The sequence below is a fragment of the Pseudoxanthomonas sp. PXM03 genome (assembly GCF_014852005.1).
Lineage (GTDB): Bacteria > Pseudomonadota > Gammaproteobacteria > Xanthomonadales > Xanthomonadaceae > Pseudoxanthomonas_A.
The window spans coordinates 384,473-402,078 of record NZ_JACVAU010000001.1 but is presented as its reverse complement, the minus strand read 5'-3'; the positions used below and the strand labels follow the sequence as shown (position 1 = coordinate 402,078).

Sequence of the window (17,606 nt, the reverse complement as noted above, 5' to 3'; positions counted from 1 at the left end):
TTGGCATGGCGGCAGCTGTGCCGGCCGCGGAGCGGCCACGACCGATGGGATCGTGGCGGGGATTCTAGACGTGTTCAACGTCGTGATGAAACCCCGGTGCACGCCAGCGGTGTGATTCGCCGGGTGTGCACGGGTCTTCCTATGGTCCGGGCGACTGTCCCTGACGGGCCGGCCGCCGACATGGATCTACGTACCGCCGCAGGGAATCACGACGCTGCTTTCCTGGAGGCGCGTCAGCCTTCTTCTCTCAGAGCGAGGGCGGCGGGTTCGTGGTGCTGCTCCTGGAGAAGCTGGTTCACTTCGGCCAACGACGGCATGGCGGCGAATGCGCCCTTCCGTGTCACCGCCAGCGCGCCCACGGCGGCGCCGAAGCGGATGGCGTCTTCGAGACCTTCCTGATGCTGGCAGAAGGCATGGAAACCCCGGCCATCGCCACCGAGTTCTCCCAGCCGGAACAGCAGCCCGCCCACGAAGGCATCACCGGCCGCCGTGGTGTCGCGCGCTTCGACGCGGAAGCTAGGCGCGTGTCCGGACGCCTGCCGCGTGAACCACCGGATCTGCGCGGCGCCATCGGTGACGATCAGCCAGTGCGCCTTGCCTTCGAAGATGCGCGCCCGCACGGCCGCCTCGCCGTCGGCGCCGCCACCCAGCGGCTGCGCCAGGTAATCCAGTTCCTCCTGCGAGAGCTTGACCAGGTCGGCAGCCGACAAGGCCTGCCACAGGCGCGGACCCGGATCCACGCCTTCGGGCCACAGCGCCGGACGCAGGTTGAGATCCAGGCTCACCATCGCCCCCGCATCCCGTGCGCGTGCCATGCCATCAAGGGTCGCTTCGGCGACACCGGCTTCGGTCAGGCTATTGGAGCAGACATGGAAACTGCCGGTGCCACCAAAGCAGGCAGGCAGGAAATGCGCGCTGCGGAACAGCAGGTCGGCGGCGGGCGGCCGGTAGAAACTGAAGCTACGTTCGCCGTGTTCGTCCAGCGCAACGAAGGCCAGCGCGGTCTTGGCGGCGTTGGTACGCACGATGCAATCCGTCGCCACGCCGGCAGCGATGAAACTCTGCAGCAGGAAGTCGCCGAACATGTCGTGACCCAGCATGCCGGCGAAGTGCGCATCGGCGCCCAGCCGTGCTGCGGCCACGGCCACGTTGGCGGGCGCGCCGCCGGCATACTGCAGGAACGCGCGCGGTGTATCGGCGGTGGCGGGGGGCTGGGCCAGCAGATCAATGAGGGCCTCGCCGAAACAGACGATCTTCGACATCGCTTACGCTCCCTGCGCCTGCGTGGCCGGTGCCGGGTGCGAACCCGACAGGCCGTAGAACACGATGTAGCCATAGCACAGCAACGGCAGCAGGAAGGAAGCCTGCACGCCCACGCCATCCGCGAGCACGCCCTGCAAATAGGGCACCACGGCGCCACCGACGATGGCCATGATCAGCAGGCTGGAGGCCTTGTTGGTCAACGGTCCCAGGCGTTCGATGCTGAGCGCGAAGATGGTGGGGAACATGATGGAATTGAACAGGCCCACGGCGACCACGCTGTACAGCGATACCTTGCCGCTGCCCAGCAGGGTGGTCGCCAGCAGCACCACATTGATCACGGCGAACAGCGCCAGCAGTTTGCGCGGCGAGAAACGGACCATGATCGCCGATCCCGCAAAGCGGCCCACCATCGCCAGCGTCCAGTACGCGGCGACGTAACGCGATGCCTCCTGCTCGCTGAAGCCGCCGATGGCCGGCATCGACAGGTAGTTGATCAGGAAGCTGCCGATGGCCACTTCCGCGCCGACGTAGAAGAAGATGGCGAGCACGCCGAAGCGCACATGGCGGTGGCGCAAGGCTTCGCCCAGCGTATGTCGCACCGGACTGGCCTGCTCGGTGGTCTCGCTCAGCGTGGGCAGGCGGAACAGGAACACGAACAGCGCCAGCAGGAACAGCACAACCGCGAGCCCCACATACGGCCCCTGCACCGCCTGCGCCTCCTGCGCGCGATACGCGACCTGCTCGACCGCCGGCAGCGCCGCGATCTGATCGGCGCTCTTCACCGTATTGCCCAGGATCAGCAGGCCGCCAACCAGCGGCGCGATGGCGGTGCCCAACGAGTTGAGCGCCTGTGCCAGCGTGAGGCGGCTGGAACTGGTCTGTTCGGGCCCCAGCAACGCCACGTACGGATTGGCCGCCACCTGCAGCACGGTGATGCCGGTGGCCAGCACGAACAGCGCGCCCAGGAAGGCTTCGTACACGCGCAGTTCCGCCGCCGGCCAGAAGCCCAGGGCGCCCACGCCGGCGATGGCCAGACCCGCCACGATGCCTTTCCTGTAGCCCAGGTGCGCGACCAGCCGGCCGGCCGGCAGCGACATGAGGAAGTACGCACCGAAGAAGGTGAATTGCACCAGCATCGCGCGTGCGAAATTCAGTTCGAACACGGCCTTCAGGTGCGGGATCAGGATGTCGTTGAGGCAGGTCAGGAAGCCCCACATGAAGAAGATCGTGGTCACCACGGCCAGCGCCGCGCGCGGCGTGACGGCCGAGGCGGACCCGCGGGAGGTCACTGTGGGTGGGGATGATGCGATCGGCATGCGGTCGTAGACCTCAACGGGCGTATGGGAAAGAAGAATGGGGAAGCGTCATGGGCGCGGTACGCCGCTGCTTTCGCGGATGCACAGACGCACGGGCGCGATCGTGCGCATCGGGGCAGCATCGGGATCGGCCACGCGCTGCAGCAGCATGCGCGCCGCCTGCCGGCCGCGCTCGCGCGGATCGACCGACAGCGTGGTCAGCGGCGGCGTGGTCATCGCCGCTTCGGGAATGTCATCGAAGCCGGTGACGGCGAAGCCCCGGCCCGGCTGGATGCCGCGCGAGGCCAGGCCCAGCATCAGGCCCAGCGCCACCGTATCGTTGTAGCAGACCGCGGCGGTCGGACTGGCGCGCTCACCGAACAGCGCACCGGTGCGCGTGGCCGCTTCCAGCCGGTTGGGCGCCGATTCGATCAACCATTGCGGCTCCACCGGCAAGCCCGCCGCGGCCATCGCCTGCGCGAAACCCGCGCGCCGTTGCCGGCACGAACTGGAATCGGCATGGCCGCCGAAGAACGCGATGCGGCGGTGGCCCAGGCCGATGAGGTGTTCGGCCGCCATGCGTGCGCCGCGTTCGTTGTCCAGCGCCAGGAAGTCCCATGCGTCCGCGCCGGCCAGTTCCCGGTTGAACAACAGCACGTGGCTGCGCGCATCCAGCACGGTGCGCAGTTCGGCGGCATCACTGCCTTCGGCGGGGGACAGGATCACGCCGGCAGGCGTGTGCTCCATCAGCGACGCAAGTACCGCCTGCTGGCGCTGCGGCGATTCGCCCGTGCTGCCGAGCAGGGTGACGTAGCCCTGCCCGCCCAGGGCTTCATCCACGCCAGCGGCGAACTCCGCGAAGAACGGGTTGGACAGGTCATTGATCACCAGCGCGACGCTGGATGACGTGCGCCTGCGCAGGTTGGCCGCGCTGCGGTTGTAGACGTAGCGCTGGCGCTTCAGTTCGGCCTCCACCCGGGCGCGCGTGTCGGCATGCACCAGCGGACTGCCACGCAATACCAGCGACACGGTCGCGCGCGACACTCCGATGGCATTGGCGATATCGGTGACGGTGACCACGCGCTGGTTTTCACGCTTGCGCTCGGGTGCGGCCGGCCTGGCTTCACCTACCTTCTTCGCCGTCTTTTTCACCGGCTTGCCCGCCTTGGGCGACGAAGACCCGGCCTTGCCGGTGGCACCCGTGCGCGAGGGACGCTTCTGGCTCATATGGATCGATTCATTCCAGAGAAAGTCCGCAGCGTAAACCATTGCACCGGCACGCTCGCCAGGGCGGCAGGAAGACTCATCGACCCGCCCCGGGCAGCGTGGCCGGATCCGCGGCGCAGGGCGATGCGGGCAGGTCGTCCGGCCGCGTACCCCAGCCCTGCTGCGGCGGCGTGCCGGTCAATTCCACGTGCAGGCGACCGCCCTGCTGCAGGCTTTCCCAATCCATCCACACGGACGGATGCGCGCGTCCCCGCAACGACACGTTGCCGATGTACTGCAGCTTGTCGCCGTCCGCCTGCGGCGCGTCGATGCGCAGCGTGCGGCCCTGCCCCAGATCGATGTCGATGCGCGCGAAACGCGGAGGATGCAGCACGAACTGGCCCGTGCCCGGCACCACCGGATACAGGCCCATGGCACTGAAGAGGTACCACGCCGACATCGTGCCCAGGTCATCGTTGCCGGTGACGCCGTTGGGCGCATTGGTGAACAGCCGCTGCGCCGCATGCAGCACCGTGGCGGTCTTCCACGGCTGGCCGATCAGCGTGTACATCCACGGCGCGTGCAGGTCGGGTTCGTTGTTGGGGTTGTAGCGGAACTGGTTGTAGTAGCTGTAAGGCCCCACCACCCATTCCTTGCGTGCAGCACCGGCGGGATCGGCCAGCAGCGCATCGTAGGCAAAGAACGTATCCAGGCGGCGGGCCGCCTGGTCGCGCCCGTGCATCGCCTCGACCAGGCCGGGGACGTCCTGCTGTGCCAACCACTGGTACTGCCAGGCCGTGCCCTCGTGGAAGCCATGGTGCGAGCGCGGGCCATAGCGGCCGTCCGCCGGCGTGTACCACTGGCCGTCCTCGGTGCGCGGGCGCGGAAAGCCGCTGAACCCGGCTTCCTCGTCGCGGATGTCGGCATCCCAGAGCGTGCGCCAGTTGCGGCCCCGCCGCTTGAGCACGGCAGCGTCATCGCCATGCCCCAACGCATCGGCCATCAACGACAGGGAGCAATCGGCCAGCGCGTATTCCAGTGTCGCCGAGCCGCCATGGTGCGGATCCACGTCCATGCCCTTGGACGGGAAAGCGCGGTCGTACTGCACGAAGCCGTGCTCGAGATAGTGGGGATTGCCGGAACGGCCGGCATGCCGCGAGTTCAACGGCGGCACGCCGAATGCGTTCTCGCGCAGCGCCGCATATGCATCCGCTTCGCGGCCCTTCATCGCACCGAAACGCCACAGGTCGACGAGGAACGGCGTCACCGGATCGCCGGTCATGATGTTGGTCTCGAAACTGGCGTAACCCCAGCGCGGCAGCCAGCCGCCCTGCTCGCGTATGGCCAGCAACGATCGGCCGATGTCGGCGGCGCGCTGCGGTCGCAGCAATGCCACCAGTTGGTTCTGCGAACGGTAGGTGTCCCACAGCGAGAAGTATTCGTAGTAGGTCCAGCCATCGGCACGGTGGATGCGGTCGTCGTAGCCGCGGTAGCGGCCGTCGGCATCGCTGCCGGTCAACGGCTGCAGCAGCGCGTGGTACAGCGCGGTGTAGAACACGGCACGGTCGTCGGTACTGCCGCCATGCACACGCACGCTGGCCAGCTCCTTGTCCCACACCGACTGCGCGCGCTTGCGCATGGCGTCGAAGCCGAGCAGCCGTCCGCCCTGCATGCCTTCGCTGCGCAGGTTGTTGCGCGCACCGTCCGCATCGACATGGGAAATGGCCGAGACGGCCGTGACGGAAGGATTGCCTTCCAGGTCGAAGGTCAGCCATGCCCCGTTGGGCTTGCCCTCGCCTTCCATGCTGTGGCGCGCATTCACTACGCCTCCGGCTTCGCCCCAGGTACCGAACGCCTTGAACGGGCGATCGAACTCCAGGCGGAACCAGGTGGTGTACTGGTGGCCACCGCAGAAACTCTTGGTGACCAGCTTGCCTTCCACCACGCGGTCGCCGACCACGTTGATGGCACTGCCGGTCACCGCATGGCGTTCATTGGCCTGCCCCACGTTGACCAGCACGTGGCCCTCGCCGCGGTTGGAAAAGGTGTAGCGTTCGGCGGCGGCGCGGGTCAGCGCGGTCGCCTCGGCATCGATGCCGCCGTAGTCGGTCAGCCGTACCTTGTAGTAGCCCGCCTGGCCGTTCTCGCCGTCATGCCGGTAGCGCGAACCGTAGCGCTTGTGGTCGAACGTCTTGGCACCGGCCGTGTCGAATTCGCCGCCCGGACCGATGCGTCCGGTGACCGGGAGCACCGATACCTGGCCCCCTTGCTCCCAGCAGCCCGCGCCGGAAACGAAGGAGTGGCCGAAGCCGCGGATCTGCGGGTCGTCGTAGCGCCAACCCGAGTAGTGCGAACCGATCGGGCTGACCTGGATCTGGCCGAAAGGCGCGGACGCCCCCGGAAACGTGTTGCCGTCGTCCTTGCTGCCGATGAAGGTGTTGACCTCTTCGGCCAGGCTTCGCGGCGCCGCTTCGGCCGCCCATGTGGTCGTTGCCAGGAGCAGGAACAGCGAGCGGAATATCGCGTTGATCGTCATGTCTTTCATGCGTTCACTGGTCGTCGTGGGTCAGCAAGGGTGGCACAGGCGAGAAACAGCATCTGCACGACGTCGACGGGAGCTGACATCGTGCAGGTCTCACCGGATGTGGCGGCGTCCATGCCCGCCACGATGAATGGAAAAGTGGCCCGGCCGTAGCCGGGCCGTCGGCCCCAAGCCGCCTGTCGCCAGGCGGGAGAGAAGGCAAGGGGCGAACAGGGGACACGTCCTCAGAACTTGTAGGTCAGGCCCAGGTAGGCGACGCGGCCAGCATAACCATTGGTGTAGAAGCGATCCTTGGTGTCGTTGCCCAAGTGCGAGCGCGTCTCTTCCTCGGTCAGGTTCAGCACCGATGCGCTGATGCTGAGGGCGGGCGTGATGTTGTAGGCCGCATTCAGGTCGATCTGATAGTACGGCTCTTCGTAGACGTTCAGACCATTGACCAGACCCTGCACCACTTCGCCACGCCGGTTGTACGAGGCACGCAACAACAGCTTCTGCGCTTCGTAGAATACGGTGAAGTTGGTCTGGTTCTTGGCACTGCCTGGCATCGAAGTCTTGCCGAGTTCGGTGCCGTCTTCGAGGGTCACGGCCGCCTCGCTGGCGTCGTTGTAGGTGTAGTTGAACTGGAAGCCGAGGCCGAAATCCAGCGTATGCTGCGCATACAGTTCAACGCCCTGCGAAACCGCATCGCGACCGCCGGCCTGGGTGCTGTAGTTCTGCACCGTGACGGTCTGGCCGTCGACGATCATGTCCACGTCGTTGATCACGCCCACCGCGAAGTTCTTGACGTTCTTGCGGAACAGGCCCACGCCGGCGACCGAACCCGGCTGGAAGTACCATTCCAGGCCCAGGTCGAACTGGGTCGCCTTGTAGGGTTCCAGATTCTTGTTGCTGCCAGAACCGTACCAACCCTGCTCGCCCGCGCCACCCGTCAAGCGCCGATCGGCCACATACTCGGGGCTGAAGTACTCAAGACTGCCGGGAGCGGCGATGTCGCTGTAGCTCGGGCGCGAGATGACCTTGGACGCTGCTGCACGCAACACCAGGTTTTCGGTCAGGTCGTAGGCGAGGTTGAAGCTCGGCAGCACATCGGTGTAGTTGCGGTCCAGAGCGCTGACGACGAACGATTCGGCTCGTTGCTGGCTGTCCGAAAGCCTCCAGTACCCTTCGGTGCCGCAGTACGTGTCGGCTGGCGCACCAGTGGGTGCCGCAGCGCCTTGTTGGCATGCCAGAGGATTGCCATCGGCACCATCGAAGAAGTAATCGTTGTACGAAGTGACCTTGTCCGTGGAATCGGCATGCTGCTTGGTGCGCGCGATGCGTACGCCGACATTGCCGCGCAGGCGATCGGTGCGGAAGTTGGCCTGCAGATAGGTCGAGTAGATCTTCTCGTCGACGTTGTAGACGAAGTTGTCTTCCTCGCGGGTCAGCATCGGACCGTATGTGCTGTTCAGATAGGCGATGTATGCCGGATAGTTGATCGCCGGGTAAGCGCTGGCGTCGATGCCGCCGGCCAGGTTGCCCAGAGAACGCAGGAAACTCGGCGAGAACTGGGTGGCGACATCGTTGCAGCGGCCGTTCCAGTAGCGATTGTTGTAGTCGCTCGGGTCGGTGCCCGGGCACACCCAGTAGCTGTTGCCGGTGCTGCGATGGATGCCGCCGTCGCGGCCCTTGACGCCGAACTGGAGCGATTCGAAGAAGTCGCCGTCGAAGTGCCACGTGCCGTCGGCCTGCGCATACTTCTGCTCGGTGTCGTTCCTGGTCCAGGATGAGCCGGTCGAGCCGAGGTCGACCTGCAGGATGCCGTTCTGAAGGTTCTGCATCAGTTCCGGCGAGAACGTCATCGTCGGCGTGCCGGTCAGATTCCACGAACTGGCGAAGTTGCCGTTCGTCCAGCTGCCGTCCGCGTTCTGGCGGCGCGGCTTGAGCGGCACCGCGAACTGCAGTTCCGGACCACCCTCGGCCCACGTGCGGCCGCCCTTGAAGCTGATGTCCAGCTTCTCACCGCGCCACTCGCCGCCGAAATCGACGGTCTGTGACAGCGACTTCTCGATGTTGTAGCTGCCGGTGATCTGCGGTGTCGGCACGGTGCAGTCGTCCGAACCCCAGCCGCCCGGCGCCATGCCGGCGGCGGCCGCCTCGTCCTCGCTGCAGTAATACGTCTTGCCCGGATGCAGGCTGTAATCCGCACCGGTAACGATGGTGCCGCTCGGATCGAAGCTCAGCCCGTCGAGCAGACGGCCACCCCGCCAGTTGCCGTCACCGAAGTAACGCGCGATGTTCCATTCCGGAACCTTGAGCGTATTGGTCTGCGAATTCTGCGACAGGTCGAAGCGGAAGTAGTTCGCCGTCAGGGTCAGGTTGTCGGTGGGTTTGAACTGCAAGGTCAGCTGGCCGCCCTTGCGCTCGCGCTCCTCCTCCTTGACGTTGAGGTTGACCGAGGTCGGCATCATGAAGCCGGTGTAATAGTTGCCGTTCTGGTCCCAGAAACCCGTGCCGCCCCACCAGTTCGAGTTGAAGTCGGAGGGCTGTCCATTGACGTCGACGGCGGTGCCGCCTTCGTCGCGGCCGTACCACTGCCAGCCCTCGGTGCTGGCGCCCATCGTGCGCGTGGTGCGCTTCTGCTGTGTGTAACCGACAAAGACGCCGAACCGGTCATCCTTGTCGTGCCAGGAATACGAACCGGAGAACTGTCCGTCGGTCTTCTTGGTGGTGTCGGCCCAGGTGCCTTCGATGGAAGCGAAGCCGGAATTCGGCTCCAGTTCCAGCGGACGGCGGGTGTGCAGGATCACGGTGCCGCCGATGCCGCCTTCGTCGATGCGCGCTTCCGGCGTCTTGAACAGCTCGGCACTGCCCAGCATGTTCGACGGCAGCAGGGTGTAGTTGAACGAACGGGTGGGGTCGCCATTGGATTCGGCGCTGGCGATGTAGTTGCCGTTCAATTGGGTCAGGACCAGCTCCGAAGACAGGCCACGGACGCTGACGTTCTTGCCCTCGCCGCCGTCGCGGCTGACGATGACGCCCGGCACGCGCTGCAGCGCGTCGGCCACGTTCTTGTCGGGGAACTTGCCGACATCCTCGGCAGTGATCACCTCGACGATGGCGTTCGCGTTGCGCTTCTGGTCCAGGCTCTGCTCGATCGAGTAGCGGTAGCCGGTGACGGTGACCTTGTCCAGGTCCGTGGCGGCGGAACCACCCTGCTCCGCCGTCGCCTGTTGCGCGAGCGCGATGCCCGGCAGTACGGCGGTGGCCAGCGCGACGGCGATGGCGGTGGATAGAGAATTGCGGATGCGTACGTGTGGCGTGCCTTTCATTTCAATCACCCTCTCCCAAGATTGATTAGCTGCTGACGCGAGATTGTTTGGATCGATCCAAATTTCTGCTGCGATGAATCTGTTTTCAATGGAAGGCAGTACGTCCACACAAACCGGCAAGCGCACCCTTCCGCTGCGCCACCCCTTCCCACCTGCCAGTAATCCCAAAATTAGATCGTTCTAATTCCGCCGCGCGAATAATTACCATAATGTTTCAGCGCATGCATGCTGCCGCGCAGCATCCTGTTCCGCCTCGTGGATAGCGCATGCAGGGCGCCCATGCACAACGCTCGCACTGCGCCCTTTCCGTCCCTCATCGGTGCACGACAAGGGACGGTGACCACCCTATCGCGCGGATACGCTCAGGACCGTGGTCGGCGTCAGCAGTTCCAGCTCCGCAACGTCGATCGCCGCACCGTTCGTGAACTGCAGCCGGTACTCCCGGTAGTCCCCGGGCTTGCCGATGCGGAATGGCCGAAGCTGCCGCACCCACTTGAAGTCCTCGGCATCACGTTCGTCCAGCGTCGTCCATGAACCGGCTCCGTTGCGGCCCTGCAGCGCCCAGGCCAACCCCGCCAACGGCGCGCCGCCACTGGTGATGGTGTAGTGACTCACGCGGGTCGCCGCACGGAACCGGACATCGACCGCCGCCTGCGCGGGCAATGGCAGCGAAGTGGCGGCATCGTCGTCGAACAATCGCGGCGATGCTTTCCCGGCCAGCGCGATGACCTCCGCGTTGCGCGACGCATCCGTCAGGCCCGCAGGCGCCGTACCAGCCGCAGTCATCGAGGGAGGAAGCGCGTCGGCCTCGCTTCCCCACGTGGACGGCGTGCTGCCCATGACGAATTCCAGGACGCCGCCGTTGGCGATGTCCTCATGTCGGAGCCAGGCGCGGTCCCACGGGCGACCATTGAGCTTCAGCGACTGCACATAGACGTTGCGGTCGTCGTTGCCATGCGCGATGACGGTGAGCGTTCGCCCGTTCTCGAGCTGCACGTCGACGCGCTTGAACGCCGGCGACCCGATGACGTACTCCGGTGCTCCCATCCGCAACGGGTACAGGCCCAGCATGCCGAACAGGTACCACGCCGACATCTCGCCGTTGTCTTCATCGCCGGGATAACCCTGACCGATCTCGCTTCCCAGATACAGCCGGCGCAGCACGTCGCGGGTGATGCGCTGCGTCTTCCAGGGCTGGCCGGCGGCGGCATACATCCAGGGAATGTGGTGCGAGGGCTGGTTGCTGTGCGCGTACATGCCCATCCGCACGTCACGCGCTTCGGTCATCTCGTGGATGACATTGCCGTAGGTGCCTGCGAACTCGCGGCCTGCGGTTTCCGGCGTGGCGAAGAATTCGTCCAGCCGATCCGCCAGCGCCTTCTCTCCGCCGAGCAGCGTTGCCAGCCCCGCAGCGTCGTGCGGCACGGTGTACGCGAAGGTCCATGCATTGGCCTCGGTATAGTCGCCCCCCCACACGCGTGGATCGAAGTCCGCCGCCGACTGCCCCCACGCGCCCTTCGCATCGCGCCCGCGGAAGAACCGGGTCGCAGGGTCGAACAGATGGGCATAGTCCGTGGCGCGGGCCTGGAAGTACTCGGCCTCCTCGCGATAGCGCTGCGCGCGCACCGGGTCGTCTTCCCGGGAGGCCAGTGCCTGGCCGAACTGGGCCAGGCCGAAGTCGTTGATCGCGCCTTCGAGGGTCCAGGACAGTCCCTCGTGCACGGTGTTGTCCGCGTAGCCGCGATACATCGAGTGCACCAGACCCTTGCGCCCGACATTGGACACGGGCGCAACGACGGTGGCGTTGCGCAGTGCGGCCTCGTAGGCTTCATCGGCGTCGAAGCCACGCACGCCCTTGAGCCAGGCGTCGGTGAACGCGACATCGGAACTCGTGCCGACCATCAGGTCCGCATAGCCGGGCGACGACCAACGGGCGATCCAGCCGCCGTCGCGGTACTGTTGCAGGAAGCCGTCGATCATCTCGCCCGCGCGCCCCGGCGCGAACAGTGCGTACGCGGGCCAGCTGGTCCGGAACGTGTCCCAGAAGCCATTGTTGACGTAGATCCTGCCGGCCTTGATGGATGCGGAGGTGCGCACCGCGTCGCCGCCGGCTTTGTCCTTTGACCAGCTGTTCTGGTCGGCGTGCCGCCAGTCGGGGCGCTCGACGCTGCCCACGTTCTCGTGCGCGATGTTCGGATACAGGAACAGGCGGTAGAGATTGGAGTAGACCGTCGTCAATTGGTCTTCGCTCGCGCCCTCCACCTTCACCCGACCGAGCAGCGCATCCCATGCCGTCTGCGCACGCTCACGCACGGTGTCGAAACCCTCGGCCCCGATCTCCTGTTCCAGGTTGCGCCGCGCCTGTTCCACCGAGATCAGCGACGTGGCAATGCGCATGTTCACTTCATCGCCGCCGCCACGCGCGAACTTGATGTAGTGCGTGGGGCGTCCGGTCTCGATCGCACCGCTGCCGGCCCACGGCCGGTCGAACGTCGCGTAGACGAACATCCGGGTGGCGCCATTCGACAGGCCGCTGCGGGTCTCGGTGTAGCCGTGGAGTGTCTGCGTGCGGGAATCCAGCGTCAGGCCGGCGCGCGCATCGACGTTGTCGAACAGGAGATTCGCGTCCCCGCCTTGCGGGAACCGGAATCGGAAGATCGCCGCGCGCTCGGTCGGCGCGATCTCGGCCCGGATGCCGTTGTCGAAGTCGACGCGGTAGGTGTGCGCCCTGGCGAGCTCGTTCTCGTGCGAGAACGGCAGCGCCCGGCGCTCCCGGTCGGCTTCGGGCACGCCGCGCGTGGAGGACGGCATCACCTGGAAGGTCTGGCGGTCGCCCATCCACGGGCTGGGTTGGTGGCTGATGGACAGCGCCTGCAGGCGCGGCCGGTTGTCGGCACCGTTGTGCTCGCTCCAGCGATAGAGCCATGCCAGCGTGCCCGCATCGGTGACGGGCACCCAGAAATTGAAGCCATGCGGCATCGCGGTCGCGGGGATGTTGTTGCCGCGCGAGAACGTACTGTTGGACTGCGTGCCGCGGTTGGTCAGCACCAGGTCGCTGGGGCGCCGCGCCGACGTGCGTGGTGCATCTTCGATGGCGATGTCGTCGATCCAGCCGCTCGCGCCAGCGCGCGGGCCGGGCTGCAGCTCCAGCTCGATGGCCTTGATGCGTCGCCCGTGCAGGGCAGGCAGGTCGCCCAGGCGGACCTGCTTCCGCGCCCACTGCTGGGGATACAGCGTCATGGAAGCTGCCTGGCCGGTCGCACCAATGGCGGCTCCGTGCTGATCACGCGCGCCGGCATCGGTCAGCCGCGTGCCGTCGTCGAGCACGAGGTCTAGCGAAACGCCCGTGGACGTGGAGACATCGCCTTCGACGATCTCGGGCAACACCATCCACGACAGGGTCGTGTCCGTGCCGATTCCGATATCGACGGTGTAGAGATGCGCACGACCTGCCACGTCGCTGCTGTATTTCAACGCATGCATCCCGCTGTAACCCATGCCGCGCTTTGCCGCGTACGGTTGGTCGGGTCCGTTGCCCACGGCCGTGCGGACGCCGCCTGCTTCCGTCAGCACGGGGGCGGGCTGGCCAGGTTCGAACGATGTCGAAAACTGCGCCTCGCGCGCGCCCGCGGCGCCGGAAGCCAGGAGCAGCAGGGTGGCGAGCACGCCGGAGGATCCTCTCCGGTGGCGGGCAGCGTCAGACATCGCGGCGCAGCACTGACAGGACGTCATGGCAAGCCCCCATGGTGTGGTAGTCGGTTTTTCCGGCGGGACTCTTGTCGTCGTCGTACTTGCGGTTCTCCCGATCGAGGATGCGGAACCACGCACCATGCTGATGGTCGATCATGTGCCGCCAGGCGTAGTCCCACAGCCGGTCGTACCACCCCCAGTAGCGCGCCTCGCCGGTGGCGCTGGCCAATCGCGCCGCACAGGCGAGCGATTCGGCCTGTACCCAGAAGTACTTGTCGTCGTCGCAGATGAAATGGCGGCCATCGGGCAGCGACGGGCCCGCGATGTCCTTGCGCAGCGACTCCGGTGCGAAGCCATAGACCAGTCCGCCGAACTCAGGATCCCACGATGCTTCCATCGAGCGGTCGAACAGCTCTGCGGCACGCGGCACCAGCCAGTCGGCGGCCGTCGCGCCTGCGTCGCGCAGGTGGCTATCGAGGATCAGCAGCAGCTTGGCCCATTCGGTCTGGTGCCCGGGCTGGAAACCCCACGGGCGGAACAGGTGCCTGGGATCGTCGCGATGGTAGTCGGTGTCGACCTGCCAGTTGGTGTCGTAGTGCTCCCAGACCAGGCCTTCGCTCTGGGCGGCCTGGCGCCGGGTCATGTGGTCGGCCAGCTGCCGTGCGCGCTCCAGGTAGCGACGCTCGCGGCTGGCCTCGTACGCGGCCAGCATGGCCTCGCACATGTGCATGTTGGCGTTCTGTCCGCGGTAGGGGCTGAACTGCCAGTCGCGCGTGGCTTCGTCGCGGTACAGGCCGTGCTCCGGTTCCCAGTAGCGCGTTTCCAGCAGGTCCCAGTGGGCGTCCATCCAGGTCCGGCACTCTTCCACGCCTGCGCGCAGCGCAATGGAGTACGCCAGCAGGACGAAGGCGGCGCCGTAGCAGTGCTGCGTGGTGTCTTCCGGCACGCCGTCCCGCAGCGTCCAGAAGTAACCGCCACTCTGCGGATCGAGGTGCCGTTCGCGCAGGAAGGCAAGCCCGTGACGCACGGCCTTCATGTACGCATCGCGCAGCGCAGGATCTTCCTCGCCGAACTCGCGTGCCGCGGTGGCGTAGTTGAAGACGAACCGGGTGCTGCTGACCAGGTGGCGATGAGAAGCGTCGTAGACGCGCCCGTCGTCCTTGAAGTAGTGAAAAAAGCCGCCTGCCGGATCGATGCAGCGGGGATTGTAGAACGCCATCGTCCTGCGGATGTGGTCGCGCAGGAAGGTTTCGCTGCGGAAGTCGTCGTGCACGGGAACGGACTGCGTCATGGCGTCGGCATGCTCCGGGGAATGGGGGAATCGGAGGGAAGCGCATCGGCCAGCGAACGTATCCGCAGGGCGCTGCGCAGGGTATCGGGATCCGCATCGGAGGCCACTTGCAGCGAGATGCGTTCGCCGGGAAGCAGGATCAGCGCGTTGTCGGACACGTCGGCGTCGACCTGGCCGAAGTCGACCCACACCGCGCGGGCCAGCGCCGCGGCGGTGATATCGAGCACGTGATGGTCGCCTTCCTGGCGCATGTGGGTTTGCAGGCGGGGATCGGGCCACCGCATGTCCTTGGCCGCCGCGGGATAGACGACCTCGCGCGCGGCGGGTTCGCCGTCGGCGGCCAGATCGAACACCGCGACAGCTGCCGATGCCGCCGCGCCACCGAACAGCTCTGCATCATCGTAGGTTGCGATGCGCGACGCCGACAGCGGCGCGATCTCGACACGCCGCGTCTCATCCCACAGCACGCGCCCGTCCAAGGTCATGACGCGCAGGCGCAGGGTGCCGCCACGCGGCGTGGTCCGGTCGGAGACGATGCTGACGGTGGTCTTTCCTTCCTTGCGCAGGGCAGCAACGGTGACCGGCGCGAAGAACCGGCGCGCATGGAACTGCAGCGCCTTCCAGCGCCCGAACCAGTCGATGCCCGACCACGAAGCGCCGGGCCACACATCGTTGAGCTGCCAGTACAGCGAACCCATCGTGTACGGCCGGCTGGCGCGATGATGCCGCGCCGCCAACCCGATGCCTTCCGCCTGCATCACCTGGCTCAGGTAGACGAAGTCCGCGAAGTCGCGCGGCTCGCCGAATTCCATCCGTACATAGTGCAGCAGGCGCTCGTTGCCCTTACCCGCCATGAACTTCTGGTGGGCCTCGATCACCGGTGCATCGACACGCTGTTCGTCGCGCGCCGCGAAGTGATCGATCGTGCGCTGCACCGGCCACGCCTGCAGGCCGTACTCGGACACGAAGCGCGGCGTCACGTCCAGGTAGGCCGAGGGCGGGCGCGCAGGATTGCCCCAGACCTCCCAGTAGTGCATGTCGCCGCTGGCCGGCGTGTTGGCCGCCTCGGCCATGTCGTCGCTGGGCGAACTTGGCCAGTAGGCGATGCCGCCGGCCTCTTCCTCCACGACCTTGCGCAGGTCATGGCCGAAAAGTTGCGCGTAGCCGTCCCAGACGCGTTGCGCGAACAACGGATCGGCTTCCTTCAGCGTCTTGCCGTGGCCCCAGTATTTCCAGGCGATCTCTTCCTCGTTGTTGCCGCACCACAACACGATGCTGGGATGATTGCGCAGCCGCTGCACCTGATCGCGCGCCTCCGCCACCACGTTGGCGCGGAATGCGGGGTCATAGGCGGGCTGCATGCCGCCGCCGAACATGAAGTCCTGCCAGACCAGCAGGCCGAGTTCGTCCGCGATGTCGAAGAACGCATCGCTTTCGTAGTAGCCGCCGCCCCAACTGCGGATCATGTTCATGTTCGCATCGACTGCCGACTGCAGCACGCGCCGCAGCTGCACGGTGGTCACCCTGGGCTGGAACATGTCGAACGGGATCGCGTTGGCGCCCTTGGCGAAGATTGCGATGCCATTGACGTTAAAGGCGAACCCCCTGCCCAGCGCATCCGGGTCGCGGCGCAACGTCACGCTGCGCAGACCGGTCCGTTCGCCCCGCGCGTCGATGACCTGCGTGCCGTCGAGCAGTTCCAGATCGAAGCGGTACAGCGGCTGCGATCCATAACCGACCGGAAACCAGCGCTGCGGCTTTTCGATGTGGATCTCCTGCGAAATGCGATTGACGCCGGCCGCCAGCGACACGCGCTGCGTCGCCGCGAGCACGCGTTCACCTTCGGGCGCGGTCCGCCACAGGCGCGCGAGATAGTGGCCGGCGCGCACGGCGTCGACGGTCGCCACCGCGGTCACGTCCGCGCGCGCTTCCGTCACATGGTCCTGCCGTAGCTGCAGATCGTCGATCCGCGCGCGGTCCCAGCTTTGCAGGCGCACCGGCTTCGAGATGCCCGCGGTGACATAGCGCGGCCCCCAGTCCCAGCCGTAGTGATAGCCCGGCTTGCGCACGAAGTTCGCGGTCATCGCGTCCTTCGGTTCGTCGCCGTAGGGCGAGGGATAGTTGCCCGCGATCCGGTGCGGCATCGCCTGCACCTGGGGCAGCAGCTTCGCGATCGCCGAGCGCAGGATCACGCGCAGTTCGTTCCTGCCCGTGCGCAGCCGACCATGGACGGGCACGCGCCATGTCCGGAACGCGTTGTCGGCATCGAGCACCTTCTCGCCATTGAGGAAGACCTCGGCGAAGGTATCCAGTCCTTCGAACACCAGGTCGCTGCGCGTGGCATCCCGTGTGTCACGGGAGACGTCGAAGTTCGTCCGGTATTCCCAGTCGGCGAGGCCGATCCATTGCAGGCCGGCCTCCGGTGCACCCTTGTAGGGGTCTGCAATGAGGCCGTTAGCGAGCAGGTCGGTGTGCACGGTGCCGGGCGTCGTGGCGCGATGCCATTGTCGTGCCTGTGCGGGACCGCTGCCGGGCGTGACCGTGCCATCGGTCAGTTGGCGGAATTCCCAGCCGCCCTCCAGCGTGCGTTCGCTTGCCGCCTGCGCCATGGCGGGGACGGCTCCGGCGACCAGCGCAAGCACGAAGAGCACATGCACCTGCCATCCGCGGCACAGGATGCGGCCCGTGTGGTGCGTGATGAAGTGCGGCATATGGACTCCCCGGTTGATGATCGATGCGTGCATTGTTCGACCCCTGCGCGGCCAGCCGCACACGCGGGGCCTTCCCTGGAACGATGTTCCGGAATTCCGACGGCTGACCATGGCGCGCGTGCGGCGCCGATGGCGTTCCGTGCGAATAAGCCCTACTTGGATCGATCCAATTGCGCAGCTAAGATGTAGCATGCCGGGCGCGACGACGCATGCTGCTGCGCAGCAGGAAGCGATCGGCACCCATGTCCGGCGCGCGGCGCGTTCACGCCGCCAGCCACGGGGAGCCCGGGTGACCGG

The 17,606-nt window shown here is 66.4% G+C and carries 8 protein-coding genes; all 8 read right to left on the bottom strand.

Translation table 11 applies throughout. The features are described from left to right. Positions 1-233: 233 nt before the first annotated feature. A complete protein-coding gene (locus tag IB223_RS01850; protein WP_192199988.1) occupies positions 234-1,262 on the bottom strand; it encodes a carbohydrate kinase in 1,029 nt (342 codons plus the stop codon). 3 nt (positions 1,263-1,265) lie between these two features. Then, complete coding sequence (gene fucP, locus IB223_RS01845) at positions 1,266-2,498, bottom strand: L-fucose:H+ symporter permease (protein ID WP_343227125.1); 1,233 nt, start codon at positions 2,496-2,498, stop codon at positions 1,266-1,268. Positions 2,499-2,627: 129 nt separating this feature from the next. Next, positions 2,628-3,785, bottom strand: coding sequence for a LacI family DNA-binding transcriptional regulator (locus IB223_RS01840; protein ID WP_192199986.1), 1,158 nt, complete (start codon positions 3,783-3,785; stop codon positions 2,628-2,630). A 76-nt stretch (positions 3,786-3,861) separates the two neighbouring features. Beyond that, the gene (locus IB223_RS01835) at positions 3,862-6,309 is read right to left on the bottom strand and encodes a GH92 family glycosyl hydrolase (protein WP_192199985.1); all 2,448 of its coding nucleotides are present in this window, start codon (positions 6,307-6,309) and stop codon (positions 3,862-3,864) included. Positions 6,310-6,530: 221 nt separating this feature from the next. Beyond that, positions 6,531-9,617 carry a TonB-dependent receptor gene (locus tag IB223_RS01830; protein ID WP_192199984.1) on the bottom strand — a complete coding sequence of 1,029 codons (3,087 nt, stop codon included), beginning with the start codon at positions 9,615-9,617 and terminating at the stop codon, positions 6,531-6,533. 345 nt (positions 9,618-9,962) lie between these two features. Further along, positions 9,963-13,115, bottom strand: a complete 3,153-nt coding sequence (locus IB223_RS01825; RefSeq protein ID WP_225590889.1) for a GH92 family glycosyl hydrolase — start codon at positions 13,113-13,115, stop codon at positions 9,963-9,965. 199 nt (positions 13,116-13,314) lie between these two features. Then, positions 13,315-14,598, bottom strand: coding sequence for an AGE family epimerase/isomerase (locus tag IB223_RS01820; RefSeq protein ID WP_192199982.1), 1,284 nt, complete (start codon positions 14,596-14,598; stop codon positions 13,315-13,317). Next, positions 14,595-17,309 (bottom strand): glycoside hydrolase family 2 protein, encoded by a 2,715-nt coding sequence (locus IB223_RS01815; protein ID WP_192199981.1) that lies wholly within the window; start codon positions 17,307-17,309, stop codon positions 14,595-14,597. Before IB223_RS01815 ends, IB223_RS01820 begins: the two co-directional genes overlap by 4 nt. Positions 17,310-17,606 lie beyond the last annotated feature (297 nt).